Here is a 25,792-nt window from a genome sequence, read left to right as displayed (position 1 = left end):
ACGCTAATGGTTATTCGGGCCCTCGGCCACCCCGGAACGCACCCGCTGTCAGGCCAGCGGCCGGATCCCCCACCGCGCTCCCCAGGACTCTCCGGGAGACACCCTGATCAGGTCCACCCCGGAGTTGAGCGCGTCCGGCGGGCACGTCATCGGCTCGACGGCCACCGCCCGCCCCCGTCCCGGATACGAGTCAGGCGTGTAGACCTGCACCCACCGGAACGCCGGATCGGCCCAGACCTCGACCCCGCTGTCACCGGAAGTGAGCGTGTGGTGGATCAGCCCGTCCTCGCCCGGCTCGCACCCGCCGAACGGTGTGTCCAGCCGGACGCCGTCGAGCACCCGGCCGGCCCGGAAGTCGTACGAGGTGCCCTCCACCGGCACGGCGGGGCCGGAGGGCACCATCCGTTCGGTGTCGAGCGGCAACACCGTGGTCGCGGCCAACGTCAGCGTGCACGAATCGGTCGAGGCGTTCCCGGCCCGCGGGTACGGATGCGTGCCGACGCCGAACGGTGTGGCCACATCACCGACGTTCGTGACCCCGTGCGTGACCGTCAACCCGCGATCGTCCAACGCGTACGACACGGTGACGTCCAGAGCGGCAGGCCACCCGGCCTGCGGCTCGATCAACGCACGCAACGACACCAACGAACCGGTGTGTTCCAGCACGGCCCAAGGACGACGCCGCAGCAGCCCGTGAACGGCATTCCCACGGGCGGGCTCGGTGACCTCGAGCTGCTGCCGGACCCCGTCGAGCACCCACGAGGCACCTGCGGTCCGGTTGGGCCAGGGCACCAGCACGGCCCCGGCACTCATCGGCGGCTTCTCGTCGGCCCCGAACGTCTCCACGTACGGAACACCGTCCACCTCGAAAGACCGCAGGCCCGCGCCTACAGTCGTGATCACGGCGGTGGCACCCTCGTACGAGATCCCCAACATGAGGCTGAAGCCTACGGGGCCAGCGGAAGGATTTGCCCATGAAGGTTCATCACCTCAACTGCGCCACGTTCCGGCCTCCCCTGGTCGCGGGCGGTCTGGTGGCACATTGCCTGCTGATCGAGTCCGACCAGGGGCTGGTCCTGGTCGACACGGGGTTCGGCATGAACGAGGTGACCGACCCGAAGGCGACGATCGACGGTCTGAGCCGCACTCTGCTGAAGCCGGCGCTCGACATCACCGAGACGGCGATCCACCAGGTCGAGAAGCGCGGTTACACGGCCGACGACGTGCGGCACATCCTGCTCACCCACCTCGACCTGGACCACGCGGGCGGGTTGCGGGACTTCCCGAAGGCCACCGTGCACGTGCTCGACTCCGAACTGGAGGCCGCGACCAACGCCAAGAGCGCCAAGGAGCGTTCCCGGTACCCGAAGGCGCAGCGCGAGGGCGTGAACTTCCAGACGCACAAGGCCGAGGGCGAGGACTGGTTCGGGTTCCAGGCCGTCAAGGACATCACCGGCCTGCCCGACGACGTGCTGATGGTGCCGCTGATCGGCCACACCCGCGGCCACACGGGCATCGCGGTCCGCTCCGACGACGGCTGGCTGCTGCACGCCGGTGACGCGTACTTCTACCGCGGCGAGGTCGAGACGCCGCCGAGCAACATCTTCGCGCTCAAGCTCACCGCCAAGCAGACCGAGACGATCCGCGAGCAGCGTCTGTCCAATGTGGAACGCCTCAAGGAACTCAAGGCGAGCGGCCAAGCCGAGGTGTTCTGCGCCCACGACCCGGTCGAACTGGCGCGCCTCGCGTGACGTTCATCCACCAGATCCGCCTCGACCAGGCCGACGACACGCACCGCTACCCGTTCACACTGCCGGCGGTCCAGCACCTGATCAGACACCCGCTGGATCTCAGGACGCCGATCACGTTCCTGGTCGGGGACAACGGCGCGGGCAAGTCGACCCTGGTCGAGGCGATCGCCGTGACGGCCGGCTTCAACGCCGAAGGCGGCACCCAGTCGTTCAACTTCGCCACCAAGGCAACGGAATCGTCACTCGGCGACTACCTGATCCTCCGTTGGGGCACCAGAAAACCGAGAACGGGGTTCTTCCTCAGGGCCGAGTCGTTCTACAACGTCGCCACCGAGATCGACCGGATCGGCGCGGGGATTCACGCGTCGTACGGCGGGAAGTCGTTGCACGAGCGGTCACACGGCGAGAGCTTCATCGACCTGATGAACCACAGGTTCGGCAGCAGAGGCCTCTACATCCTCGACGAACCCGAGGCCGCCCTCTCGGTCAAAGGCTGCCTGACGGTCCTGCGGCGCATGCACGAACTCGTCGAGGAGGGATCGCAGTTCATCATCGCCACCCACTCGCCGATCCTGCTCGCGGCACCGAACGCCACGATCCTCGAAGTCACCGACACGATCGACGAGGTCACCTACGACACAGCGGAACCGGTCCGGCTCACCCGCAACTTCCTGGGCGACCCGGACCGGTTCCTCAAGCACCTGCTGGACTAGCTACTTGCCCAGGTTCTCCGGGTGGGTCTCCACCTTGCCGTGCAGCACGCGGTTGATGCCCCAGAGCACCAGACCGGCGAGCAGCAGCCAGCCCGCGATCTTGTAGTCGTCCGCCGGGCGGCCGGACGTCCACGGGATCGCGAGGTAGGCGCACGTGATCGCGCCGAGCACCGGCGCCCACGTCGGCGCCCGGAAGTGCTTGTGCTCGGACGGCTCGCGACGCAGCACGAGGCACGCGACGTTGACGATGGTGAAGACGATCAGCAGCAGCAACGACGTCGTGCCGCCGAGCTTGCCGATGTCCGCGGTGGACACCAGGATCACCGCGACGCCGGTCGTGAAGACGATCGAGATCCACGGCGTGCGGCGGAACGGGTGCACGGCGCCGAAGAACGACGGGATGATCTTCTCGTTCGCCATGCCGTACAACAACCTCGACGCCATCAGCATGTTGATCAGGGCCGAGTTGATGACGGCCAGCAGGCCGATCAACGCGAAGATCCACAGCGGGAAGCCGGGAGCGCCGACGGTGACGACCTTCAGCAACGCGCCGCTGCTGGCCTTCGCGAGCTCGTCGGACGGGATCAGCAGCGACGACGTGATCGCGACCAGCACGTAGATCAGGGCGGCGATGCCCATACCCCACAGCATCGCGCGCGGGAAGATCTTGACGGGATTCTTGCACTCCTCGGCCATGTTCACCGAGTCCTCGAAGCCGACCATCGCGAAGAACGCGAGTGCCGTAGCCGAGGTGACCGCGAGCATGACGTTGCTGCCGGACGGCACGTTGATCTCGGTGAGCCGGCTGGGGTCACCGTCGCCGTTGACGACCGCCCAGGCGCCGATCAGGATGATGATCACCAGACCGGACAGCTCGATGCAGGTCAGCACCACGTTGGCCTTGACCGACTCCGAGACACCGCGAAAGTTGATCAGCGCGAGGCCGGCGATGAAGACGATCGCGATGCCGGTGATGACCAGTGACTCGGGACTGAGCGCGACGTCGAAGAACTCCACCAGCAACTGCCGCAGGTACGTGCGGCCGAAGGCCAGTGCGGCCGACGAGGCCGATGTGATGCCGGAGCACATGACCGCGAACGCGACCATGAACGTCAGGAAGTGGATCTTGAACGCTCTGTTCGTGTAGAGCGCGGCACCGGCGGCCTTGGGGTACTTGCCGACCAGTTCCAGATAACTGAACGCGGTCAGGAACGCCACCACGAACGCGAGCAGGAAGGGCAGCCAGAGCGCGCCGCCGATCTTGCCTGCCACGTTGCCGGTGAGGGCGTAGATACCGGTACCGAGGATGTCGCCGACGACGAAGAACAGCAGCAGCTTCGGGCCGATTGCCCGATGTAGCTCTGGTTGCTCCGTTTGTGGAGTCGCTTCAGCCATGCCCGAAGATTCTGCCCGTTTTGCCTGGCCACAAGCACGAACGGACGCCTACCTCACCCGTTTGATGTAACAATTGCACGATGAAACTCGCGGTTACCGCGATCTTCGCCGCTCTGGCGCTGACCGCCTGCTCGTCGTCCGGACCCGCGAGCGAGAGCGCTTCCCAGCACAGCGACGTGCAGAGCCTGGTGGCGGCGGTGACCAAGACCGTCAACGAGAAGGGGTCCTACCGCTTCTCCGTCACGCCACCGCCCACGGGAGGCGGCGTGCGGCCACCGTCGAGCGGCAGCGTGCGGCTGGGCGGTGAGGTCCCGAGCATGGACGCGACAACGACCCGTCCCGTGCAGACCGGTGGTGACCCGGTCGAGCTGAGGCTGCTCTCGACCACGAAGGACAGCGCGTTCGTGAAGCTGCCCACCGCGGTCTTCGGCCTGCCCGCCGACAAGCCGTGGGTGAAGCTGGACCGCAAGCTCGACGACGACTTCACCACGACCCTGCTCGGCTTCCACGACGTCGTCTACCAGCAGGCCGTCTTCACGACGTACCACCTGCCGGTGATGGAGGCGGGCGGTGAGCTCAAGCTGACCGCGCAGGTCGGCGGCACCACCCGGTACTCGATCTCCGTCGACTACCAGAAGGCCTACGACACCCTGAAGGACGAGGGCCTGCGCACCGAGGTCAAGCTCGCGCTGGACCAGAAGGTCGCCGGCTCGACCGGGGAGATCGAACTGAACGGCGACGGCCTGCCGATCCGGATCACCTTCTACACGCAGTTCCAGGGCGTGCAGATCGTCGACGAGGCCCGCTTCACCGACTGGGGCAGCGATGTGAAGATCACCGAGCCGAACCCGGCGGAGATCAGCTCGCGGAACTGAAGCGGTAGCGCCAGATCGCCGGCAACAACGCCACCATCGCGACGCTCGCGACGACGACCAGCAGGCCACCGACCGACACCGCAGCGGCCGTGCCGAACGCCGCGCCACCCGTGCCGTGCAACAGGTCCGCGATGCGCGGCCCACCGGCCACGACGACGATGAAGACGCCCTGCATCCGTCCGCGCATCTCGTCCGTCGCGGCCGACTGCAGGATCGCGCCGCGGAACGCCATCGACACCATGTCCGCCGCACCGGCCAGAGCCAGGAAGCCCGCCGCGACCCACAGCGACCCGGCGAGTCCGAAGCCCATGATCGCGAGACCCCAGCCCACGACGGCGAGCGTCAACGCGACACCGTGCCTGCTGACACGGGAGATCCAGCCGGACGTGAGCCCGCAGATCACCGCACCGACGGGGATGGCGGCGAAGATCACGCCGAGCGCGAACCCACCACCGGGCGGGTCGCCGAACGTGTGCTGGGCCATCTCGGGGAACAGCGCCCGCGGCATGCCGAACACCATGGCGATGATGTCCAGCAACATGCTCGCCATCAGCACCTTCTGCGCCCAGAGGTACGTGAAGCCGTCCAGCACGTCCCGGAGCCCGGCGCGCCGGATCACCCCGTCCAGCGGCGGCATCGCGGGCAGCTTCCACACCGCGTAGACCGTGACGGTGAGCGCGATCGCGTCGATGAGGTAGAGCGTCGAGAGCCCGACGATCGGCATGAACGCACCCGCGAGCAACGGCCCGAGCACCGCGCCGAACTGCATGACAGTCGACCCGAGAGCACCGGCCGACGGCAACAGCTCAGCGGGCACCAGCCGTGCGATGGACGCCGAGCGCGCCGGAGCGTTGGCCGCGAAGAACACCTGCTGCAGACCGAGCAACGCGATGATGAGCCACACCGAGCCGACGTTCATCGCGGCCTGGGCCCACAGCAGCACCGACGAGACCGCGATGCCGGTGTTCGTGACGAGCAGCAGCTTGCGGCGGTCGACGGTGTCCGCGATCGCACCGCCCCACAGCCCGAACACGAGCAACGGCACCAGCGCCACACCGGCGGCGATGCCGACCCACGCCGAGGACCCGGTGAGGTCGTAGACCTGCTTGGGCACGGCAACGGCGGTGAGCTGGGAGCCCACCGCCGTCACGATCGTGGAGAGCCACAGCCGGCGATACGCGACGATCTTCAACGGTCGCGTGTCGATCACGAACGTCGAGCGCGCGCTTCTCCCCACAGTGGCCACTTCGTTAGCCTATGACAACTAACAACTGCTTTACGCAAATCTGTCGCCAACACCACTCGTCAGAGGCGGACGGGGTACACCGGCTCCGGCACCTTCGGGCTGATCCGGCCCTCGACGAAGATCCCGTGCCAGATCATGAAGCAGAGCAGGCTCCACAACTGCCGGCTGCGGTCGAACTGCTCGGACTTGTGCTCGGCGAGCAGGTCGAGCACCGCGTTCTTGTCGAGCAGGTGACCGGTCTGCGAGTCGTTGATGATCCCGCGCGCCCAGTCGTACATCTCGGCGCGCAGCCAGTGCCGGATCGGCACCGGGAACCCGAGCTTGGGCCGGTTGAGCACGTGCGCCGGAATGATCTTCGCCAACGCCTTGCGCAGCGCGTACTTGGTCGTACCCTCGGTCAGCTTCTGGTCGAGCGGCACCTCGGCCGCCACCCGGAACACCTCAGGGTCGAGGAACGGCACGCGCAGCTCGATGGAGTTCGCCATCGTCACCTTGTCGGCCTTGACCAGGATGTCGCCGCGCAACCACGTGAAGAGGTCGATGTGCTGCATGCGCGCGACCGGATCCCAGTCCTCCGACTCGCGGTACCAGGGAGCAGTGACGTCCTGGAAGCCGATCCCCTCGACATACCCCGGGAACACCGCACGCACCTGCGCGTCACTGAAGTTGCGAGCGTTCCCGTAGTACCGCTCCTCCAACCGCAGCGCCCCACGCCGAAGCAGGTCCTTCCCGCGCACACCCTCCGGAATGGACTTGGACACAGCACCCATCAACTTGCGAACGCCACCGGGCACCTTCTCGAACGGCGCCAACGACAACGGCTCGTGGTAGATCACGTACCCGCCGAACAGCTCGTCCGCACCCTCCCCGGACAAGACCGCCTTGACGTACTTCCGCGCTTCCTTCGCGATGAAGTACAACGGCACCAACGCCGGGTCGGCCACCGGGTCGTCCAGGTACCAGAGGATGAGCGGCAGCTCCTCCATCATCTCCTCAGGCGACACGGTCCGAACGACATGCCGCACCCCGATGGCCGCCGCAGTCTCAGCCGCAACATCGACCTCCGAGTACCCCTGCCGATCAAACCCGCTGGTGAACGCGATGAGGTTGGGGTTGTGCTGCTTCGCCAACGTGGCAGTGGCAGTCGAGTCGATCCCGCCAGACAGGAACGCACCAACCGTCACGTCGGGGTCGGAGATCATGTGCTTGGCCACCGAGTCACGCATGACCTCGGCAATCCGCTCGTGCAGCGCCTCAGCCTCATGAGCCCCGTTGACCGGCCGAGGCGAGAACACGGGCTTGAAGTACCGGTTGAACAGCACCTGCCCACCCGGCGACACCTTGAACGACGTCCCGGACTCGACCCGCCGGATGGCCTTGTGCAGCGACTCGGGCTCAGGCACGTACTGCAACACCAGGTAGTGCTGCAGCGCCGTCTGATCCAACTCCTGACTGATGCCGAGCACACCCGTCAGCTGCAACAAGCTCTTCTTCTCGGAGGAGAACCCAACCCCACCAGGCCCAGTCGCCCAGTACAACGGCTTGATCCCGAACGGATCCCGAGCACCGAAGACGACCCGCTCCTGCGCGTCCCAGATCATGAACGCGAACATGCCGCGCAACATCTTGACCCAGTCGGCCCCGAGGAAGTGGTACCCGGCGACGATGGCCTCACCGTCACCCTTGGTCCTGAACTGAGCGCCGTACTTCCGCATGAGCTCCGCCCGGAGCTCCTTGTAGTTGTAGATCTCGCCGTTGAAGTTCAACGTGTACCGCGTCGGGTTCTCCGGCGGCCCCCACACCAGCGGCTGATGAGAGTGCTCAAGATCGATGAAGCCGAGCCGGTTGAACCCGTAAACGACCTCTTTGTCAGCCCAGGTGTCCTGCTCGTCGGGCCCACGGTGCCGCTGACAACGCAACGCCGAAGCCACAGAGGCGCGCGCGGAGGCCGCAGTGGCTTCGGTGGAACAGATGAGTCCGAGCACTCCGCACACGTGAAATCGCACCTCGTAGCTAGCTGTTGCTGAAATCCCAGTATGACGAAGCCGGGAACCGGACATTCGTGCACCCGAAGGACGCCTGACTCACCGGTCAGGTTCCAGCCGCCAACAGCCGCGATGCCGCAGGCGAGCAGTACGTCTTTGTCCTTCGCAAGCGGTCCAGGCGGTGGGGTCCCATCACGAGTCGCGCCATAGCTCTTGCTGCATGTCTGAGGGGGTGTCAACCCGACACGCTTTTCGTCGGGTTGACACCCCCTCAGACATGTGGCCCGCTCTTGGCTCGGCTCGTGATGGGACCCCACCGCCAACGCACACAGCTACGCAACAGGCAGCCGCCCAACGCAACAGGCGTGCCATCTACCTACGGGCGGCGCGGGCCCCCTGATCAGATTGCCGGGGGTCTGGGGGCAGCGCCCCCAGGGGAAGCACGCAACGCAACCACGCCGCCCGCAACCCAACCACCGGGCCAAAGCCAGCGGAACACAAAAAGGGGCGCCTCCCGCCCACAGGAAGCGCCCCGCAAAAAAGTCCCAATCAATCAACCAACCAACCTACGGAGCGACCCGCTCCAACGACCACCCATCCCGCCCATCCCGGAACCGCAACCGGTCATGCATCCGATCCCGCCGCCCCTGCCAGAACTCGACCTCCTCAGGCCGAATCCGCCACCCACCCCAGTGCGGCGGCACAGGAATCTTCTCGGTGTCGGCGAACTGCCGCTCGATCTTGTGCAACGCGGAATCCAAAGTGGACCGCCCAGTCACAACCCGGGACTGCGGCGAGGCCCAAGCCCCGATCTGCGACCCCCGAGGCCGGGAGTTCCAGTACTCGGCGGTCTCCACCGGCCCGACCTTCTCCACGACACCACGCACGTGCGCCTGCCGCTGCATCGCGAACCACGGGAACGTCGCCGACGCATACCGAGTGGCCATCAGGTCGTGCGACTTGTTCGACGTGTAGTTGGTGTAGAACACCAGCCCACGAGCATCCAGCCCCTTGGCCAGCACGGTCCGCGACGAAGGCCGGCCCTTCACGTCGGTCGTCGCGAGCACCATCGCGTTCGGCTCGGCAAGACCCGCGCCGGCGGCCTGATCCAGCCACAGCTGGAGCTGTTCGTGCCAGGTGGCGGCAAGCTCGGTCTCGCTGAGCGAGCCCTGCTCGTAGGACACGCGCATCGCCGGCAGTGCGATGTTCGTGGTCTCCGTCATCGGCGAACCTCCAAGCAGCGGCAGAACTCGTGGTCCCTGGACCCGCGACCATACGCACGGCGACCCGATCCCGAAACCGCCTGCGCGGTGATGACCACCACCTGAACGGTGACTGTCCGTGCAAAGAACAGTTCTGGATCGAGTCCGTGATCGAGTCAGATGGCATCGAGCACACGTGTGACAGTGACCACGTCATCACCCAGTGCGGTGGCGAGGGTTCCGCCTGCTGCCAACGGAACCACGCTCCACCACTCACCGCCGCCGGCCGCCCTCTCCACCGAGTCGAGAACCAACTCGGTGCCGACGACCCGACACCCCGCCAATCCGGCAGACGACCGGTCCACCAACGGGTCACCCACCACCAGCTGCTGGTGCAACAACGGCGCCCCACAACGAGTTGCGCGCACAGTGGACGACAACGTGCCGGCAGCCTCCCCCGCCCGCCCCAACACGAGAACTTCACGAAATCGCAACTCTGCGTGACCGTCCAATTCGGCTTCCACCACTGCGGTGTGGTTCGCCCGCCGGGTCACGACCGTCGGCTCGGGCAGGTAGGAAACCGACCCCTCCACGAAAAACCTGACCAAGGACGAAGAGGCCTCACCGGACGAACCGGGCAACAACAACGTCGCCGCAACACCTCGAAGCTCGAGCGAGGCTCCAGGACCGACTTCGACGGTCAGGGACAACGAATCTCCGCCCAGCGGTGCCGTCACCGAGGAAACCAGGTGCACCAACGCAACCGGCCCCACGCGCCGATGCGGCACCAATGTCAACGGTGTCATCGACCGCAGAACTCGCACCACGCTGTTGCCGTGCGAGTCCAACGCCACCACCAACCGAGCTGAGGCCTTCACAGCTGGGCCAGCACCCACTTGGCCACTTCAGGTGCGTCGGGTGTCTCCACCAACGACTGGGCGATCACGGGCAGGTCCCCCCGCATCCGGTGCGCGTCGGAGATCATCACGTCCATGTCCGCGCCGACGAACGGCGCCAGGTCGATCTTGTTGATGACCAGCAGGTCCGCGGTCGTCACGCCGGGCCCGCCCTTGCGCGGCACCTTGTCGCCGCCGGCCACGTCGACGACGAAGATCTGCCGGTCGACCAGCCCGCGCGAGAACACCGCGGTCAGGTTGTCACCACCGCTCTCGATGATCACCAGATCCAGACCGGAGAACCTGTGCTCCAACCGCTCCACCGCGTCCAGGTTCGCGGTGATGTCGTCCCGGATCGCCGTGTGCGGACAGCACCCCGTCTGCACCGCCTCGATCCGCGAGGGGTCCAGCACCCCGGCGCGACGAAGAAAATCCGCGTCTTCGGTCGTGTAGATGTCATTGGTGACGACCGCAAGCTCCAGCTGCGAGCCCAGCGCACGGCACAAAGCGGCCGTCAGCGCGGTCTTGCCGCTGCCGACCGGCCCGCCGATGCCGATGCGCGGCGCGGCTCCGTGGTGGTGATCATGCGGGTCGGGACCGTGATTAGCTCCCAAAGAGACGCACCCCTTCACGTCGGACGTGTGCCTCGGCCAGCAGGTCCAAGGCAGGTGAACCCAGCGCGGGCAGCTCGACGCAGGCCCGCGAAGCAACTTCCTCGACCGCCAGTGAAGCGACGATCGCGTTGACCCCGAACGGATCCAGCCCCAGCAATCGCACAGCCGCCGACGCCGGTCCGCTCACCGCAAGATAAGCGCAGGTCAACGCAGCTTCGAACGCATCGCCCACCAACACCCCGATCACCAACGGCTGATGCGGATCGCGAGGCAACGCGTCCAGCCGGGCAGAAGGCCAGGCCCGCCGAGCGGCCCGCAGCATCCCCCGCCCCTGCGCCCGCGAAGCCGCACGCTGAGCAGGAGAGGGCGTGCGCGCGTCCAACTCCGCGTCGAGCAACACCAGATCCTCACCCCGGGCCGCCGCGGCGGCGAACCCTGCCGCCAGCAACCCGGCACCGAGCAAACGCCCGTGCAGGAACGACTCCAGCGACGACTCGTCGTGCACCAGCCCGCGCGCGGCGGCCTCCTCCAGTCCACCGGAGTGCACGTGGCCGCCACCGGGGAACCGGGAGTCGGCGAGGATCAGCGCGGTCAGCATCAGAACAGGAAATATCGTTGCGCGAGAGGCAGTTCCGCCACAGGTGAGGGCACGACCAGGTCGCCGTCGACGTGCACGGCGAAGCTGTCCGGATCGACCCGGACGTCCGGCATCGCGTCGTTCAACACCATGTCCGCCTTGGTCACCGACCGGGTCGAGGTCACCGGCAGCACCCGCCGCGCGTACCGCTCCCCGATCCCCGCCTCGACGGCCTCGGGCGCCACGAAGAACACCGAAGAGGCCGCACCGGCCGTCGCGCCGAACATCGGCCGTGCCCACACCGGTTGCGGCGTCGGGATCGAGGCGTTCGCGTCACCCATCGCACCCCACGCGATGAACCCGCCCTTCAGCACCACCGAAGGCCGCACACCGAAGAACTTGGGCTCCCACAACACCAGGTCGGCCAGCTTGCCGACCTCGACGGACCCGACCTCGGACGCGATCCCGTGCGCCACTGCGGGGTTGATCGTGTACTTGGCGACGTACCGCCGCGCCCGCAGGTTCGAGTCCAGAGACCGCCGCGACGACATGACGTGCGCGGTCTGCCAGGTCCGGATGATCACCTCACCGACGCGGCCCATCGCCTGCGAGTCGGACGAGATCATCGAGATCGCACCCAGGTCGTGCAGCAGGTCCTCGGCCGCGATCGTGGTCGGGCGGATGCGCGACTCCGCGAACGCCAGGTCCTCCGGCACGGACGGGTTGAGGTGGTGGCACACCATCAGCATGTCGAGGTGTTCTTCGAGCGTGTTGATGGTGTGCGGGCGGGTCGGGTTCGTCGACGACGGCAGCACGTTCGGCAGCGAGACCACGCGGATGATGTCCGGCGCGTGCCCGCCGCCGGCGCCCTCGGAGTGGTAGGCGTTGATCGACCGGCCACCGATGGCGTCCACAGTGGACTCCAGGAACCCGGCTTCGTTCAACGTGTCGGTGTGGATCGCGACCTGGACGCCCGACTCGTCCGCCACCCTCAGACACGCGTCGATCGCGGCGGGCGTGGTGCCCCAGTCCTCGTGCAGTTTGAACCCGCCCGCGCCGCCGGCGAGTTGCTCGCGCAGGCCCGCTTCCGAGACCGTGTTCCCCTTGCCCAGCAACAGGACGTTGACCGGCATGTGGTCCATCGACGTCAGCATGCGGTCGAGGTACCAGGCTCCGGGCGTGACCGTCGTGGCCTTCGTGCCCTCCGCCGGGCCGGTGCCGCCGCCGATCAACGTCGTCAGCCCGGACGCCAGCGCCTCGTCCACGATCTGCGGGCAGATGAAGTGGACGTGGCAGTCGATGCCGCCCGCGGTCAGGATCTTCCCGTTGCCGGACAGGATCTCCGTGGACGGGCCGATCACCAGCGCGGGGTGCACGCCGTCCATCGTGTCCGGGTTGCCCGCCTTGCCGATCGCGACGATCCGGCCGTCCCGCACGCCGACGTCGGCCTTGACGACACCCCAGTGGTCGAGGATCACCGCACCCGTGATGACCAGGTCGGGAGCACCCTCGGCCCTGGTCGCGACGCCCTGGCCCATCGACTCGCGGATCACCTTGCCGCCGCCGAAGATCACCTCGTCACCGGACGCGGCACCACGCGAACGGTCCTCCGTGACCTCGATGAACAGGTCCGTGTCGGCGAGCCGGATCCGGTCACCGACCGTCGGCCCGAGCAGCTCGGCATAACGTTCGCGGTCGATCATCGCTGCAACCCCCGGACGATCCTCAAGCCTGCCAGCGGAACCAGCGTGACCTCGCGTTCAACGCCGGGCTCGAACCGCACGGCCGTCCCCGCCGGGATGTCGAGCCGGTAGCCGAACGCGGTCTCCCGGTCGAACGAGAGCCCGGAGTTCACCGACGCGAAGTGGAAGTGCGAGCCGACCTGGACGGGCCGGTCGGCGACGTTCACGACGACCATCGTCACGCGCGGGCGGCCGGGGTTGAGCTCGACGGGCTCGGAGCCGACGACCACCTCGCCCGGCGCCGGTCCGGCCGAGGGCGCGATCGGGTGGTGGACGGTGACGAGCTTCGTGCCGTCCGGGAACGTCGCCTCCGCCTGGACCGAGTCGATCATCTCCGGCACCCCGCGCATGACCTGCTCCGGTGCGAGCACCGTCCGTCCGCTCTCCATGAGCTCGCTGACCGTGCGGCCGTCCCGCGCGCCCTCCAGCACGTGGTCGGTGATCAACGCGACGGCCTCGGGGTAGTTGAGCAGCACCCCGCGCTCGAGCCTGCGCCGCGCCACGTCGGCGGCGACGTGCACGAGGAGCTTGTCGCGTTCATGCGGCGTCAGATGCACCCCGCCGTTCTAACACGGGAAAGCGCGCTATCCCGGAGTGGAAACACGGCCGAAACACGACCGCGTGTCCACCGACCGGTTGACAACCGGGGTCAGCGGCACGGTCGTCCCGCGCGGACCCCTCGAAATCGCAGGATTGACGACATGAACGCGATCCGAGTGAGGGGCCTGAGGAAGGCCTACAAAGACCACCAGGCGGTGGCAGGGGTGGACCTCGACGTCGCCCGCGGTGAGGTCTTCGCGGTGCTCGGCCCGAACGGCGCCGGCAAGACCACCAGCGTCGAGATCCTGGAGGGACACCGCGACCGGGACGCCGGTGAGGTCAGCGTGCTCGGCGCGGACCCGGCCAAGGCCGGTCGCGACTGGCGTTCGAAGCTCGGCATCGTGCTGCAGAGCGCGACCGACGCCGCCACGCTGACGGTGCGCGAGGCCGTGCACCACTACGCCAAGTACTACGGCGACCCGCGTGACCCCGAGGAGGTCATCGACCTCGTCGGACTCACCGAGAAGGCGAAGTCCCGCGCCGGCACGCTCTCCGGTGGCCAGCGGCGCCGGCTCGACGTGGCGCTCGGCATCATCGGCCGTCCCGAACTCGTGTTCCTGGACGAGCCGACCACCGGGTTCGACCCCGAGGCGCGCCGCCAGTTCTGGGGCCTGCTCAAGCTGCTCGCCTCCGAGGGCACCACGATCCTGCTGACCACGCACTACCTCGACGAGGCCGAGGCGCTCGCCGACCGCGTCGCCGTGCTCGCCGGTGGACGCATCGTCGCCGAGGGCACGCCGCAGACGCTCGGTGGCCGCGCCCACGCCGACGCCACCGTCCGCTGGCTGTCCGACAACGGCTACCGCGAGATCAGGACCTCCGAGCCGACCAAGACGATCGCCGAACTGTCGCACCGCGGCGAACTGGCCGAGCTCGTCGTCACCCGTCCGTCGCTGGAAGACGTCTACCTGGAGCTGATCAAATGACCACCGCTGCCCCTTCGAAAACGGCAGCCGCTCTGCCCTCGACCCTGTCGCTCGGTCTCTCGAGGGGTGCGACCGAGCTGCGGGAGTTCTTCCGGCAGAAGGAAAACCTCATCTTCACGATCTCGCTGCCCGCGCTGCTGATGCTGCTGCTCGGCACCGTGTACGTGAAGGAGGTCGCCGCCGCGCAGATGTTCGCGGCCAGCATGATCGGTGCCGGCATCATCTCGACGTCGTTCGTCGGACTCGGCATGAGCGTCGTGGCCGACCGCGAGGACGGCACGCTCAAACGCCTGCGCGGCACGCCGATGCCGTTCACGTCCTACTTCATCGGCAAGATCGTCCTGGTCTTCGTGTCCAGCCTGTTCGAAGCCGTGCTGCTGCTCGTGGTGGCCGTGCTGCGGTTCGACCTGGAACTGCCGACGAGCGCGACGAAGTGGCTGACGTTCGCCTGGGTCTTCACCCTCGGCGTCATCGCGTGCTCGCTGATCGGCGTGGCGCTGAGCTCGATCGCGAAGTCCACGCGCAACGCGGCGGGCGTGCTGAACCTGCCGTACATCGTGCTGCAGTTCCTCAGCGGTGTGTTCATCATGCAGTCGGCGCTGCCCGAGTCGCTGCGCACGGTGGGTTCGTTCTTCCCGCTGAAGTGGGTGTGTCAGGGTTTCCGCTCGGTGTTCGCGCTGAACGACGACTACGCGGTGATGGAGGCGGCGGGATCATGGGAGCTCGGCAAGATCGCGCTGGTGCTCGGGGCCTGGACGATCGTGGGTCTGGTTCTCGTCAGCAGGACCTTCAAGTGGAGCAACACCAGTCGCTGATCACCTGGTACGTGCTCTTCGCGATCACGCAGGCCACCGCGCTCGTGCTGATCCTGATAGACAACAACACCCTCGCCGACCGCCTGTGGTCGGCGGGGTTGTTGGGCCTCAACGGCGTGTGGTTCCTGCTCTACGGCATCAAGCTGGTCAGGCGCAGCGAGGACGGCTGGAACGGTTTCGTCTACGCGGCAGGCTCGCTCGCCACCTTCGCGCCGGCGGTGTGGTTCAGCGGCAACGCGACCTTCGCCCTGTTCGGCCTGGTCCCGCAGATCTACATGGTGCTGCCGGTCGCCTGGGCGTTCGTGCCGATGGTGTTGTTCGTGCTGACGCCGCAGATCCTGACCTGGGCAGCGGGTGCCGTGCCGGCACTGCCGTGGCCGGCCGCGTTGCTGATCATCGGCTTCTCCCAGGCGTTCGGCTGGGCCATCGGACGCATGTCCGACCAGAGCAAACAACGCGCACTGCTGCTCGACAAGATCGAGGCACTCACCATCGAGGCCGAACGAGCCCGCTGGTCCGCCGAGATCCACGACACGCTCGCCCAGGGCTTCACGTCGATCATCACACTGCTGCAGGCCGCACAACCGAACGTGGACCTGGCCCTGCAGACCGCGCGCGAGAACCTGCGCGAGGCCCGCGCCCTGGTCGCGTCCAACGCACCGTCGCCTTTGGACGGTTCCTCCCTGGAGGACGCGTTGCGGCGACTGGTTTCCGGCGTGTCGCTGCCCTCGTCGTTCCGGGTGATCGGGGACGTGGTGCCGCTGGCGACCTCGGTGGACGTGGTGCTGCTGCGAACAGCGCAGGAGGCATTGACCAACGTGGCCCGGCATTCCGGCGCCACGCGGGTCGACGTCGTGATGAGGTTCGACGAGGACGGCATCTCGCTGGAGGTGCGCGACGACGGCCGCGGGTTCGGCGACGCCCCGGAGGGCTTCGGCCTGCGGGGCATGCGCGCAAGGCTGGAACAGGTGGGTGGGACGCTGTCGCTGTCTTCGGACGAGGGGGCGTCGGTGTTGGTGGAGGTGCCGCTGTGATCAGGATTCTGCTGGTGGACGACCACCCCGTGGTGCGTCAGGGGCTGCGCGGGATGCTCGTGGGGGACGACCTGGAGGTCGTCGGTGACGCCGGGTCCGGGCAGGAGGCGATCGCCCAGGCTGCTTCGCTGAAGCCGGACGTCGTGCTGATGGACCTGCGGATGCCCGAAATGGACGGTGTGGCGGCGACCGCTCGGATCGTCGGGACCGGGCCTCGGGTGCTCGTGTTGACCACTTACGAGACCGATTCGGACATTCTTCGCGCCGTTGAGGCTGGGGCGTCCGGGTACCTGTTGAAGGACTCGACCACCGAGGACCTGATCGCGGCGATCCGGGCGGCTGCGCGTGGGGAGACGGTGCTGGCGCCGTCGATGGTCGCCAAGGTGGTCGGGCAGGTTCGGACTCCGCCGCTGTCGGCTCGGGAGGTGGAGGTGCTGAAACTGGTCGCCAAGGGGATGTCCAATGTTGAGATCGGTCGGACCTTGTTCATCTCTGAGGCGACCGTGAAGACGCACCTGTTGCGGGTGTTCAACAAACTCGGCGTGTCCGACCGGACGGCAGCGGTCACCACTGCGATGGATCGCGGCATGCTGCAGTGACGCTCCGTTGAGCAGGACTACTGCAACTCAGCGAAAGGTGCCTCATTCCCGCGACCGTTCAGGTACATCTCTGACGATCTGAGATCCAACCCTGCAATCTGGCCATTCAGCTGTCGCGGACAGCCGTCGACCCGGTCCGCAACATGAGTCGGGGGGACAGATGCTGCGAGAGGCCGTTCTCTTCCTGGAGGGATACCTCCGCGGGCACGGTCCTGCGGCAGTGGTCAGAGCCGCCGTCGGCTTGATGTCTTTCGCCGTGTTGCTCGGAGCGGTGCTCGGCAGCACGGCCGTAAAGGCCGGCGCACTCGTCACCGCCGTACTCCTGATCGTGACCGCTGGAATCACGTTGTTGACCTACCGCAACGCGGAGCGGCGCGAACTCGAGACCCTCAGGGAACTGGTGGCCAAGTACAGCATGCTCATCAGCTCCGGAGGTCCAGCATTCCAGGTGATCAACTGGGAAGAGACCGCCGTGATCGGCGACCGCGGCGACACGCACAGCAAAATGAAGATCAAGATCAGAGTGACCCGCACCGAGTTGCGCTTCATCCGGCTGCGTTTCGGCTGCGGGTGGTCACAACCCAGGCGCGACCGGCGCAACATCCAAATCACCGTGCGCAATCTGCTCATCGACGGATCGCCGGGCACGACACTGCCCACGACGGTGTTATGGCCACGAGCGGGATCCATGGCAGCGATCGCGCATTTCCACACACCACTGGCGGCGAACTCCGAAGTCTCCTTCACCATCGACCTGGTCTGGCCGAAGAGGTGCGCACCGCTTCTCGACGGGGCACCGGACGAGTTCGGACTGATGTTCTGGGAGCCGACCCTCCGAGCCACCTACCGAGTTCTCCTCCCGAAGGGCACGGAGGCCTACGTCGAACCACTCGGAAGAACGGACGCCTTCAAGGGAATCCGACTACAGCGCAGGGTCGACGACGGCGGCCAAGAAATGATCATGTTCCGCCTCTCCGATCTGCCGATTCGCCATCGCGCCGGCATGCGCCTGCAGTTGAAAGAAGCTCGCCGCACACCACAGCTTCGATGAATGGGCATTCATCCTCGTCGCCTGTGCCACCGTTACCACCAGAACTCATGCACAAAGTCGACACAACTGCCCTCCACTTCAGTCGCATTCGTCGCGGAATGCTAGAGGAAATCAAAACCTCAAGCTAAATCTGCGAGTTGCGAGCCGACCGAATGGCCCGTGGGCCGCGCCTGTTGCGGCTCAGTACGGCCGCGGCGTACCACAGTGACCCAGGACACCCGGCTGTCATCCCCCGGCCACCGGCCTGCAACACTGTGAACTCCGGCAACGGCGCCGGTCAGGTCCCTGAAGCTCGTCAATCGCCCCGGAGGCGTGACCACATGACCCAGACCGCCGATCCGACCTCGTTGGTGCTTCCCGCCGAGCTCAAGCCGTCTGACGGCCGCTTCGGCTGTGGACCGTCCAAGGTGCGTCCCGAGGCCGTTGCGGCCCTCGCGTCCGAGGGCGCGGCCCTGCTCGGCACGTCGCACCGGCAGAAGCCCGTCAAGAACCTCGTCGGGCGGGTTCGTACCGGACTGCGCGACCTGTTCCAGCTGCCGGACGGCTACGAGGTCGTGCTCGGCAACGGTGGCACCACCGCGTTCTGGGACGCGGCGTCGTTCGGGCTGGTCCGCGAGACCGCTCAGCACTTCACGAACGGTGAGTTCTCCTCCAAGTTCGCGAAGGTCACGCAGACCGCGCCGTTCCTGAAGGACTCGCTGGTCACCAAGGCCGAGCCGGGCACCACGCCCGAGCTCTTCTACGCCGAGGGCGCCGACCTCGTGGGCTGGGCGCAGAACGAGACCTCCACCGGTGTCGCGATGCCCGTCACGCGCATCGAGGGCGCCGGTGACGCGCTGATCGCGATCGACGCGACGTCCGCCGCCGGTGGTCTGCCGGTCAAGGCCGAGGACTTCGACGTCTACTACTTCGCGCCGCAGAAGTCGTTCGCCAGCGACGGTGGGCTGTGGCTCGCGCTCATGTCGCCCGCGGCTCTCCAGCGCGTCGACGAGCTCAAGGACCGGTGGGTGCCGGAGTTCCTGTCGCTGCCGACCGCGCTCGACAACTCCACCAAGGACCAGACGTACAACACGCCGTCGGTCGCCACGCTCTTCCTGCTGGCGCACCAGATCGACTGGATCAACGGCAACGGTGGCCTCGACTGGTCGGTCGCGCGCACGAAGGACTCGAGCGACCGCCTGTACTCCTGGGCCGAGAAGACCGCGTACACCACGCCGTACGTCGAGAAGGCCGCCGACCGCTCGCAGGTCGTCGGCACGATCAACTTCAGTGACGACGTGGACGCCGCCACAGTGGCGAAGGTGTTGCGCGCCAACGGCATCGTGGACGTCGAGCCGTACCGCAAGCTCGGCAAGAACCAGCTGCGCGTCGCGATGTTCCCGGCCATCGAGCCGGACGACGTCACGATCCTGACGCAGGCGATCGACTGGGTCGTCGGTCAGCTCTGATCTCCGGCTGAAGACGGCAACCTGGGGTGCACCGAACGAGTTCTCGGTGCACCCCAGGGCTTTTCAGGCAAGTGCTTCCGTGGGCGACTGTCGTGCCGCCCGCACCGCGGGATAGACGCCGGCGATGGCGCCGATGAGGATCGCCGAGCCCACTCCCCCGAGCAGGGCCGGCCACGGCAGTGCCGCCGGCCATTGCTGACTGATCGAATATCCGGCCGTGACCGCGATTCCCACGATCACGCCGACCAGTCCGCCGAGACCGGACAACAACACCGACTCGGTGAGGAACTGCCACCGGATCTGCCGCCGGGTCGCCCCGAGCGCCCGCCGCAGTCCGATCTCCCTGCGCCGTTCCAGCACCGAGATCACCATCGTGTTCGCCACGCCGACGCCACCCACCAACAACGCGACCCCGCCCAAACCCAGGAACAGCGCGTTGTAGGAACTCTCGGCCAGCTGCTGCGCCTCCAGCGCCTCAGAGGGCCGGGAAACCTTGACCTCGTTGGACTTCTGCGGGTTCAGCGTCGGGCCCAGCAGGTTGCGGACGTTCTCGACCTGCTCCGGGGACGTGCGCACGTAGACCGTGTTCGCGTTGCCTTCGAAGCCGAAGGCCTCCTTGGCCGCGTCCCAGCCGATCAGCACGGACCTGTCGATCTCCGGCGAGAGCGGCAGCGGCCCGAGGATGCCGATCACGGTGAACCACTGCCCGTCGATCCACAACTGCACGCCGGGCTTGTCCACCCCCAGGCGTGAGGCCGCGGTGCCTCCGAGCACCACCGACTTCTCGCCCGACGACAGCCAGCGGCCGGCGCGGACCTCGGCGTCCAGCACCTTCAGCAGGTCCTGCTCCGCCGCCTGCACCTGCAGGCCGAGCGTGTCGCTCGACGGCACGAGGTCGTTCTTGCGGGCGTTCGCGGAGATCTTGCCCGTCGCACTGGCCGACGACACCGCGCCGATCCGCTTGGCCATCGGCACCGCCGTCTCCGGCAGCTTCGCGTCCTGGCCGAAGAAGTCCTGGCCGGGCGCGGCGGTGAGGAGGTTGGTACCCAGCTTGGACATCTTCGCCGAGAGGGCGGCGGCGCTGGAGGCCGGGATGCCGACGACCGCGACCACGGCGGCGATGCCGATCGCGATGCCGAGGGCCGACAGGATCGCGCGGATCGGGCGGGTCCGCATGCCGAAGAAACCGAGGCGCAGCAGGTCGATCATACGATCACTCCGTCGCGGACCTCGACACGACGTGGAGCCCAGGCCGCGATGTCCCGGTCGTGCGTGATCATCACGATCGTCGTGCCGTCGGAGTTGAGGCTCTCCAACAACTCCAGCACACCCGCGCCGTTCTTCGTGTCCAGGTTGCCGGTCGGTTCGTCGGCCAGCAGGATCCCCGGCGTGTTCACCACGGCCCGTGCGATCGCGACGCGTTGGCGTTCGCCACCGGACAGCTCGTGGGGCTTGTGCAGTGCGCGGTGGATCAGGCCGACTCTGTCCAAAGCGGACATCGCCATGGACCGCCGCTTCGAGCGCGGCACGCCGGCGTAGACGAGGCCCGCGGCCACGTTCTCGATCGCGGACAGGCCATCGGTGAGGAAGAACTGCTGGAACACGAACCCGATCGTGCGCGCCCGCAACGCGGACAGGGCGTTGTCGGACAGGGTGGAGATGTCGTTGCCGTCGATCTCGACCTTGCCGGCCGTCGGCTTGTCGAGCGTGCCCATCAGGTGCAGCAGCGTCGACTTCCCCGAGCCGGACGGTCCCACGATCGCGAGCATCTCCCCGCCCCCGACGGTCAGGGAGACGTCGCGCAACGCCTGCACACCGCCGGGATACGTCCGGCTCGCGTGGTCGACGGTGATCACTCGGTGGTCACCACCTTCATGCCCTCGCGCAGGCCCTCGCCCTGCACCTCGACCTGTCCCTTGGCGAAGATGCCGACGGTGACCGGGATGGTCTTGCCGTCGTCGGTCACGACGCCGTAGCCGCCTTCGGTCAACGCGAGGAGCGCGCCGATCGGGACCGCGAGCACGTTCTGCTTCTTCGACACCGTGAACAGCGCGGTGACGCTGCCGGTCTCGACGCCCTCGACGGCCTTGGGGTCGTCGACCGCGATCGTGAGGACGATCTTCGGTTTCTGGCCCTGGTTCGCATCGCCGGGGTTGCGGGTCGCGCCGGTGATGGTGCCGGTGGTGGGTTTGCCGCCGGTGATCGACAGCTCGACCTTCTCGCCGACCTTCGCGAGGCGCTGCTTGGACTGCTCCAGTTCGACGGTCACGGCGCGTTCGGTGCCGGTGACCTTCATCAGGTCGCCGCCCGCCGGTGCGCCGAGCTGAGCCGACAACGAGGACACGCGGATCGCTCCCGGCTGGACGATCACGTCGCCGGAGCCGAGTTTTCCGTTCTGTTCCAGGCCGTTGGCCTTCTGCCACTTCTTCAGCGCGGAGGCCGTGTACGAGGTGAACTTCTCGTCGGGGGCGCCGAAGTCCTTGAACCCCAGTGCGGCGAGGTTCTCCTCCACCACCTTGACGTCGGGTCCGTTCGACATGCCCGCTTCGAGGTCGCGGTAGAGCGGCAGCTGGCCGTAGAACAGCGGCACCGGTTTGGCGTCCGCGTGGAACACCGGTTTGCCCTGGTCGATGACAGCGCCCTGGTTCGGCAGCCCGGTGACGGTGCCACTTTTCCGGCTGGCCAGAGCTCGTTCCGCGCCGAAGCCGAGCTGGCCGGTCGCCGACTGCTGGTCGGCCAGGTTCGTCTTCTTGACCGGCGTGGTCTTCGACGGGTCGTTCTGCAACGGAGCGGCGTTGGCCTGGTTGGACGCGATTCTGGTGAGGACCACGACCCCACCGGTGCCGAGCACCACGGCGGCGACGAGCACCGCGATGAGGATCTTCCTGTTCAGCCGGCGCTTCATCCGACGGGCCTCGCCGCGACCATGCCCTCGCCCATGCCGCAGTCCTTCATGTCCTGCTTGATCTTGTCGTTCTCCATGTCGGGCATCTCGCGGGCCTCGATCGCGCCGCCACCGTCGAAGTTCGGGTCGGGCCAGTCGTGTCCCCTGTCCCGCATGCACTTCGCCTGCTCGCGCATCTTGTCCTGGTCCTCGGGCGACGGCGGCTTGAACTCGCCACCGTTGGGCAGGTGCTTCTTGCAGGCCTCGTGGGCGGTCTTCATCTTCTCCGGATCGAGGCCGTCCTCTCCCCCGATCGTGATGCCGACGCTGCCCTCGCCGTTCTCCTGCGGGTCCGGCATCTCGATGCCGTTCTCCCGCATGCACTTGGCGAACTGGACCGAGTCGCCCTTCTCGTTCTTCTTGGCGTCGTCCGGCTGCTCTTTCGACCCGCAGGCGGTGAGCGCCAGCAGCAGGCCCAGCAGCACTGCGATGGTGGATTTCATGGGGACAGGTCTACGGAGGGCGTCATTCGGCGGCGTTAAGCGAAAGGCCTTATCCGGCGCTTATGCCCGTTGCGCGGAAAATAGGCGTCATGCGTGTGCTGGTGGTCGAGGACGAACAGCTGCTCGCGGACACGATCGCAGAGGGGCTGCGCAGGTTCTCGATGGCGGTCGACGTCTGTTACGACGGCGAAGCGGCGTTGGAACGGGTGGGGGTGCACGCGTACGACGTCGTGGTGCTCGACCGGGATCTGCCGTTCGTGCACGGCGACGAGGTGTGCAAGGCGGTGCACGCGACCGGCGGTGAGGCACGGGTGCTGATGCTGACGGCGGCGGCCGAGGTGGACGACCGGGTGGCCGGGCTCGGGCTCGGTGCCGACGACTACCTGACCAAGCCGTTCGCGTTCGCCGAGCTCGTGGCCCGCGTGCAGGCGCTGGGCCGGCGGGCTCGTCCGGCCCTGCCGCCGGTGCTCGAACGGGCGGGCGTGACGCTCGACCTGCCGCGGCACCAGGCGTCGCGGAACGGGACGTTCCTGCCGCTGTCCCCCAAGGAGTTCGCCGTGCTGGAGGTGCTGATGCGGGCGGAGGGCAACGTGGTGAGTCCCGAGGAGTTGCTGGAGAAGGCCTGGGACGAGCACGCGGACCCGTTCACCAACGCCGTGCGGGTGGCGGTGATGACGCTGCGCCGCAAGCTGGGCGCGCCGCAGGTCATCCAGACCGTGCCCGGCGCCGGTTACCGGTTCGGCTCATGACGCTGCGGACCAGGCTGACGGCCTGGTACGCCGGGGTGTTCCTGATCGCGGGCGTCGCGCTGGTCGGGCTCAACTACTGGCTGCTGGCGGACTGGGAGCCGGTGACCGGCGGAATGGCGGTCTCGCGGGCGACGACGGTGCCGACGGAACCGCTGGACGTGTACACGGGCTACGCGGCGGTCGAGGCCGCGCAACTGCCCGCGGACACCCTGGTGTTCACCGCAGACCAGGTCAAGGCGAACACGATGAGCACAGTCCTGTGGCAGTCGGTGATCGCGTTGCTGGTCGCCGCGGTGATCGCCGTCTGGCTCGGCTGGGTGGTGGCCGGACGGGTGCTGGCGCCGTTGCACTCGATCACCTCGACCGCGCACCGGCTGGAGGCGGAACGGCTCGACCAGCGGATCGAGCTGGACGGGCCGCCGGACGAGCTCAAGGAGCTCGCGGACACCTTCGACGGCATGCTCGACCGGCTCGCGTCGTCGTTCGACAGCCAGAAGCGGTTCGTCGCGAACGCCTCGCACGAGCTGCGCACGCCGCTGGCCGTGCAACGGACGCTGATCGAGGTGGCACTCGGCGCTCCGGACGCGTCGGACGAGATCCGCCGTCTCGGAGCGCACCTGCTCGACACGAACGAACGCAGCGAGAAGCTCATCGACGGGCTGTTGCTGCTCGCTCGCAGTGATCGCGGGCTCGCCACGCGTGAGCTGGTGTGGCTGGACGAGGTCATCGACGACGAAATCGAGTCCTGCGCGGCGTTGGCGGCGGAGAAAAAGGTCACGTTTGCGGTTCGGACTCGCAGGTATCTGGTCGACGGCGACCCGGTCCTACTTGCCCACCTCGTCGGCAACCTGTTGCGCAACGCCCTCCTCTACAACAAACCGGGGGGTTCGGTCGCGGTGGAGCTTGATCGAGAACTCACCGTCACCAACACCGGTCCCACCGTGCCTGCCCAGGCAGTACCCGGGTTGTTCGAGCCCTTCCGACGTCTCCGCGACCGCACCGGGACCGCCGGATCGGGCCTCGGGCTGTCGATCGTGCAGTCCGTGGCGCGCGCTCATCAGGGCTCGGCGAAGGCTCGTCCGAACGGGGGAGGAGGCCTGGTGGTCCAGGTGAACCTTCCGGAAACGGGAGTGCGGCAACCCTCGTGAACTGGCAAGATCACGTAGAGATATCGGCGAGTCTCCCACTCATCGGGGACTCGTTGTCCTAACGTTGTCTGCTGGCGAGGTGCGGATTCAGGGAGGCCACGATGCGAGCGCTGCGAGTCATCGGGCTCGACGAGGACGGCAAGTCCGTCATCCTCGAGGACCCCGAAAACCGCGGCGAGCGCTTCACGCTCCCCGCGGACGAGCGTCTTCGGGCGGCCCTGCGTGGTGATCTGGCGCGCCTCGGCCAGATGCAGATCGAATCCGGCGAGGCCCAGATGCGGCCACGCGAGATCCAGGCGCGCATCCGTGCCGGCGAGTCGATCGAACAGGTCGCGGCCGCCTCGGGCATGCAGGTCCACCGCATCGAGCGCTTCGCCTACCCCGTTCTGCTGGAGCGTTCGCGCACGGCGGACCTGGCCCAGCGCGCGCACCCGGTCCGTGAGGACGGCCCGGACGTGCAGACGCTCGGTGAGGTCGTCGCGCACTCGTTCGGTCTGCGCGGCCACGACCTGTCCGACACGAGGTGGGACTCGTGGAAGGGCGACGACGGCCGCTGGATCGTCCAGCTGCACTGGACGACCGGGCGTTCGGACAACCGCGCGCACTGGGCGTTCCACCCCGGTGCGCAGGGCGGCACGGTCACGGCGCTCGACGACGTGGCAGTCGACCTGATGGACCCGAACCCCAACCGGACGCTGCGCACGGTGCGCCCGGTGACACAGCTCGCGCGTCAGGCCCTGGAGTCGACTCCGGCCCTGCCGCCGATCCCCGTCATCGAGGAGCCCCTGCCGGTTCCGGCGCAGGCGACTGCACCGGTGTCCACTCCTGTCGTGGCCGAGAAGCCCGTGCAGGAGAAGCTGCCGGAGCCGGAACCCGCTCCTGCCCCCGCCCCGCCGGCACCGCCGGTGAAGGAGCAGGAACCCGCCGCGGAGAAGCCGGTGCGCAAGGACCCTCCTCCGAAGCGGGGGAAGAAGAACCACCCCATCGTCCCTTCGTGGGAAGACGTTTTACTGGGCGTGCGGTCGAACCGCTGACTGAG

At 67.5% G+C, this 25,792-nt stretch carries 26 protein-coding genes; 12 read left to right on the top strand and 14 right to left on the bottom strand.

What is annotated here, in order from left to right; all coding sequences use genetic code 11:
• Positions 1–48 precede the first annotated feature (48 nt).
• Complete coding sequence (locus PV646_RS14035) at positions 49–936, bottom strand: aldose 1-epimerase family protein (protein WP_500341846.1); 888 nt, start codon at positions 934–936, stop codon at positions 49–51.
• Between the two features lie 38 nt (positions 937–974).
• Here PV646_RS14035 and PV646_RS14030 point away from each other — a divergent pair, with 38 nt between their 5' ends.
• A complete protein-coding gene (locus PV646_RS14030; RefSeq protein WP_500341845.1) occupies positions 975–1,751 on the top strand; it encodes an MBL fold metallo-hydrolase in 777 nt (258 codons plus the stop codon).
• Positions 1,748–2,464 carry an AAA family ATPase gene (locus PV646_RS14025; RefSeq protein WP_500341844.1) on the top strand — a complete coding sequence of 239 codons (717 nt, stop codon included), beginning with the start codon at positions 1,748–1,750 and terminating at the stop codon, positions 2,462–2,464. The genes PV646_RS14030 and PV646_RS14025 overlap by 4 nt, the downstream gene beginning before the upstream one ends.
• Here the strand turns inward: PV646_RS14025 and PV646_RS14020 are convergent, their stop codons facing one another.
• Positions 2,465–3,859 carry an APC family permease gene (locus PV646_RS14020; RefSeq protein ID WP_500341843.1) on the bottom strand — a complete coding sequence of 465 codons (1,395 nt, stop codon included), beginning with the start codon at positions 3,857–3,859 and terminating at the stop codon, positions 2,465–2,467.
• A gap of 80 nt (positions 3,860–3,939) precedes the next feature.
• Here PV646_RS14020 and PV646_RS14015 point away from each other — a divergent pair, with 80 nt between their 5' ends.
• Positions 3,940–4,734, top strand: coding sequence for a hypothetical protein (locus PV646_RS14015; RefSeq protein WP_500341842.1), 795 nt, complete (start codon positions 3,940–3,942; stop codon positions 4,732–4,734).
• On the opposite strand, the gene PV646_RS14010 is transcribed toward PV646_RS14015, so the two are convergent.
• From PV646_RS14010 to PV646_RS13975, 8 genes are all read right to left on the bottom strand, one after another.
• Complete coding sequence (locus PV646_RS14010; protein WP_500341841.1) at positions 4,718–5,980, bottom strand: MFS transporter; 1,263 nt, start codon at positions 5,978–5,980, stop codon at positions 4,718–4,720. The two genes, PV646_RS14015 and PV646_RS14010, sit on opposite strands and share 17 nt — an antisense overlap.
• Positions 5,981–6,039: 59 nt before the next feature.
• Positions 6,040–7,965: an asparagine synthase (glutamine-hydrolyzing) gene (asnB, locus tag PV646_RS14005; protein WP_500341840.1), complete on the bottom strand. Its 1,926-nt coding sequence runs from the start codon at positions 7,963–7,965 to the stop codon at positions 6,040–6,042.
• A 566-nt stretch (positions 7,966–8,531) separates the two neighbouring features.
• On the bottom strand, positions 8,532–9,188 hold the full coding sequence (pdxH, locus tag PV646_RS14000; RefSeq protein WP_500341839.1) for a pyridoxamine 5'-phosphate oxidase: 657 nt from the start codon (positions 9,186–9,188) through the stop codon (positions 8,532–8,534).
• 155 nt (positions 9,189–9,343) lie between these two features.
• Positions 9,344–10,045 carry an urease accessory protein UreD gene (locus tag PV646_RS13995; protein ID WP_500341838.1) on the bottom strand — a complete coding sequence of 234 codons (702 nt, stop codon included), beginning with the start codon at positions 10,043–10,045 and terminating at the stop codon, positions 9,344–9,346.
• Positions 10,042–10,677, bottom strand: a complete 636-nt coding sequence (gene ureG / locus PV646_RS13990) for an urease accessory protein UreG (RefSeq protein ID WP_500341837.1) — start codon at positions 10,675–10,677, stop codon at positions 10,042–10,044. Before ureG ends, PV646_RS13995 begins: the two co-directional genes overlap by 4 nt.
• Positions 10,667–11,275: an urease accessory protein UreF gene (locus PV646_RS13985; RefSeq protein ID WP_500341836.1), complete on the bottom strand. Its 609-nt coding sequence runs from the start codon at positions 11,273–11,275 to the stop codon at positions 10,667–10,669. Before PV646_RS13985 ends, ureG begins: the two co-directional genes overlap by 11 nt.
• Entirely contained in the window at positions 11,275–12,957 is a 1,683-nt protein-coding gene (locus tag PV646_RS13980) for an urease subunit alpha (RefSeq protein ID WP_500341835.1), read from the bottom strand. Before PV646_RS13980 ends, PV646_RS13985 begins: the two co-directional genes overlap by 1 nt.
• A complete protein-coding gene (locus tag PV646_RS13975) occupies positions 12,954–13,553 on the bottom strand; it encodes an urease subunit gamma (protein WP_189156105.1) in 600 nt (199 codons plus the stop codon). Before PV646_RS13975 ends, PV646_RS13980 begins: the two co-directional genes overlap by 4 nt.
• A 144-nt stretch (positions 13,554–13,697) precedes the next feature.
• Here PV646_RS13975 and PV646_RS13970 point away from each other — a divergent pair, with 144 nt between their 5' ends.
• The 6 genes from PV646_RS13970 to serC all read left to right on the top strand — a co-directional run bounded on the left by PV646_RS13970 (position 13,698) and on the right by serC (position 19,469).
• Positions 13,698–14,522 carry an ABC transporter ATP-binding protein gene (locus tag PV646_RS13970; protein WP_500341834.1) on the top strand — a complete coding sequence of 275 codons (825 nt, stop codon included), beginning with the start codon at positions 13,698–13,700 and terminating at the stop codon, positions 14,520–14,522.
• Entirely contained in the window at positions 14,519–15,337 is an 819-nt protein-coding gene (locus PV646_RS13965; RefSeq protein WP_500341833.1) for an ABC transporter permease, read from the top strand. The genes PV646_RS13970 and PV646_RS13965 overlap by 4 nt, the downstream gene beginning before the upstream one ends.
• A complete protein-coding gene (locus PV646_RS13960) occupies positions 15,316–16,371 on the top strand; it encodes a sensor histidine kinase (protein WP_500341832.1) in 1,056 nt (351 codons plus the stop codon). The genes PV646_RS13965 and PV646_RS13960 overlap by 22 nt, the downstream gene beginning before the upstream one ends.
• Complete coding sequence (locus PV646_RS13955) at positions 16,368–16,970, top strand: response regulator transcription factor (protein ID WP_500341831.1); 603 nt, start codon at positions 16,368–16,370, stop codon at positions 16,968–16,970. Before PV646_RS13960 ends, PV646_RS13955 begins: the two co-directional genes overlap by 4 nt.
• 244 nt (positions 16,971–17,214) lie before the next feature.
• Positions 17,215–18,021, top strand: coding sequence for a hypothetical protein (locus PV646_RS13950; protein WP_500341830.1), 807 nt, complete (start codon positions 17,215–17,217; stop codon positions 18,019–18,021).
• A gap of 320 nt (positions 18,022–18,341) precedes the next feature.
• Positions 18,342–19,469, top strand: coding sequence for a phosphoserine transaminase (gene serC / locus PV646_RS13945; RefSeq protein WP_500341829.1), 1,128 nt, complete (start codon positions 18,342–18,344; stop codon positions 19,467–19,469).
• 63 nt (positions 19,470–19,532) lie between these two features.
• On the opposite strand, the gene PV646_RS13940 is transcribed toward serC, so the two are convergent.
• The 4 genes from PV646_RS13940 to PV646_RS13925 are packed head-to-tail and all read right to left on the bottom strand — an operon-like array spanning position 19,533 to position 22,856.
• A complete protein-coding gene (locus tag PV646_RS13940; RefSeq protein WP_500341828.1) occupies positions 19,533–20,678 on the bottom strand; it encodes an ABC transporter permease in 1,146 nt (381 codons plus the stop codon).
• The gene (locus PV646_RS13935; RefSeq protein ID WP_500341827.1) at positions 20,675–21,325 is read right to left on the bottom strand and encodes an ABC transporter ATP-binding protein; all 651 of its coding nucleotides are present in this window, start codon (positions 21,323–21,325) and stop codon (positions 20,675–20,677) included. The genes PV646_RS13940 and PV646_RS13935 overlap by 4 nt, the downstream gene beginning before the upstream one ends.
• The gene (locus PV646_RS13930) at positions 21,322–22,374 is read right to left on the bottom strand and encodes a peptidoglycan-binding protein (RefSeq protein ID WP_500341826.1); all 1,053 of its coding nucleotides are present in this window, start codon (positions 22,372–22,374) and stop codon (positions 21,322–21,324) included. Before PV646_RS13930 ends, PV646_RS13935 begins: the two co-directional genes overlap by 4 nt.
• Positions 22,371–22,856, bottom strand: coding sequence for a hypothetical protein (locus tag PV646_RS13925; protein WP_500341825.1), 486 nt, complete (start codon positions 22,854–22,856; stop codon positions 22,371–22,373). The genes PV646_RS13930 and PV646_RS13925 overlap by 4 nt, the downstream gene beginning before the upstream one ends.
• An 89-nt stretch (positions 22,857–22,945) precedes the next feature.
• Here PV646_RS13925 and PV646_RS13920 point away from each other — a divergent pair, with 89 nt between their 5' ends.
• From PV646_RS13920 to sepH, 3 genes are all read left to right on the top strand, one after another.
• The gene (locus PV646_RS13920; protein ID WP_500341824.1) at positions 22,946–23,605 is read left to right on the top strand and encodes a response regulator transcription factor; all 660 of its coding nucleotides are present in this window, start codon (positions 22,946–22,948) and stop codon (positions 23,603–23,605) included.
• A complete protein-coding gene (locus tag PV646_RS13915) occupies positions 23,602–24,753 on the top strand; it encodes a sensor histidine kinase (RefSeq protein ID WP_500341823.1) in 1,152 nt (383 codons plus the stop codon). The genes PV646_RS13920 and PV646_RS13915 overlap by 4 nt, the downstream gene beginning before the upstream one ends.
• Before the next feature lie 101 nt (positions 24,754–24,854).
• Positions 24,855–25,787: a septation protein SepH gene (gene sepH / locus PV646_RS13910; protein WP_500341822.1), complete on the top strand. Its 933-nt coding sequence runs from the start codon at positions 24,855–24,857 to the stop codon at positions 25,785–25,787.
• Positions 25,788–25,792 lie beyond the last annotated feature (5 nt).

Source organism: Streptomyces sp. ID05-26A (genome assembly GCF_033794685.1).
In the GTDB taxonomy this organism is placed as follows: domain Bacteria; phylum Actinomycetota; class Actinomycetes; order Mycobacteriales; family Pseudonocardiaceae; genus Lentzea.
Note: the sequence above shows the minus strand (reverse complement) of the source record. Positions and strands in the feature narration are given on the sequence as shown.

Bases quoted from the DNA above. Each gene is read 5' to 3' on its own strand.
- PV646_RS14035 (WP_500341846.1), bottom strand. From the start codon at position 936: ATGTTGGGGATCTCGTACGAGGGTGCCACCGCCGTGATCACGACTGTA.
- PV646_RS14030 (WP_500341845.1), top strand. From the start codon at position 975: ATGAAGGTTCATCACCTCAACTGCGCCACGTTCCGGCCTCCCCTGGTC.
- PV646_RS14020 (WP_500341843.1), bottom strand. From the start codon at position 3,859: ATGGCTGAAGCGACTCCACAAACGGAGCAACCAGAGCTACATCGGGCA.
- PV646_RS14015 (WP_500341842.1), top strand. From the start codon at position 3,940: ATGAAACTCGCGGTTACCGCGATCTTCGCCGCTCTGGCGCTGACCGCC.
- pdxH (WP_500341839.1), bottom strand. From the start codon at position 9,188: ATGACGGAGACCACGAACATCGCACTGCCGGCGATGCGCGTGTCCTAC.
- PV646_RS13985 (WP_500341836.1), bottom strand. From the start codon at position 11,275: ATGCTGACCGCGCTGATCCTCGCCGACTCCCGGTTCCCCGGTGGCGGC.
- PV646_RS13980 (WP_500341835.1), bottom strand. From the start codon at position 12,957: ATGATCGACCGCGAACGTTATGCCGAGCTGCTCGGGCCGACGGTCGGT.
- PV646_RS13970 (WP_500341834.1), top strand. From the start codon at position 13,698: ATGAACGCGATCCGAGTGAGGGGCCTGAGGAAGGCCTACAAAGACCAC.
- PV646_RS13965 (WP_500341833.1), top strand. From the start codon at position 14,519: ATGACCACCGCTGCCCCTTCGAAAACGGCAGCCGCTCTGCCCTCGACC.
- PV646_RS13950 (WP_500341830.1), top strand. From the start codon at position 17,215: ATGTCTTTCGCCGTGTTGCTCGGAGCGGTGCTCGGCAGCACGGCCGTA.
- serC (WP_500341829.1), top strand. From the start codon at position 18,342: ATGACCCAGACCGCCGATCCGACCTCGTTGGTGCTTCCCGCCGAGCTC.
- PV646_RS13940 (WP_500341828.1), bottom strand. From the start codon at position 20,678: ATGATCGACCTGCTGCGCCTCGGTTTCTTCGGCATGCGGACCCGCCCG.
- PV646_RS13930 (WP_500341826.1), bottom strand. From the start codon at position 22,374: ATGAAGCGCCGGCTGAACAGGAAGATCCTCATCGCGGTGCTCGTCGCC.
- PV646_RS13925 (WP_500341825.1), bottom strand. From the start codon at position 22,856: ATGAAATCCACCATCGCAGTGCTGCTGGGCCTGCTGCTGGCGCTCACC.
- PV646_RS13920 (WP_500341824.1), top strand. From the start codon at position 22,946: ATGCGTGTGCTGGTGGTCGAGGACGAACAGCTGCTCGCGGACACGATC.
- PV646_RS13915 (WP_500341823.1), top strand. From the start codon at position 23,602: ATGACGCTGCGGACCAGGCTGACGGCCTGGTACGCCGGGGTGTTCCTG.
- sepH (WP_500341822.1), top strand. From the start codon at position 24,855: ATGCGAGCGCTGCGAGTCATCGGGCTCGACGAGGACGGCAAGTCCGTC.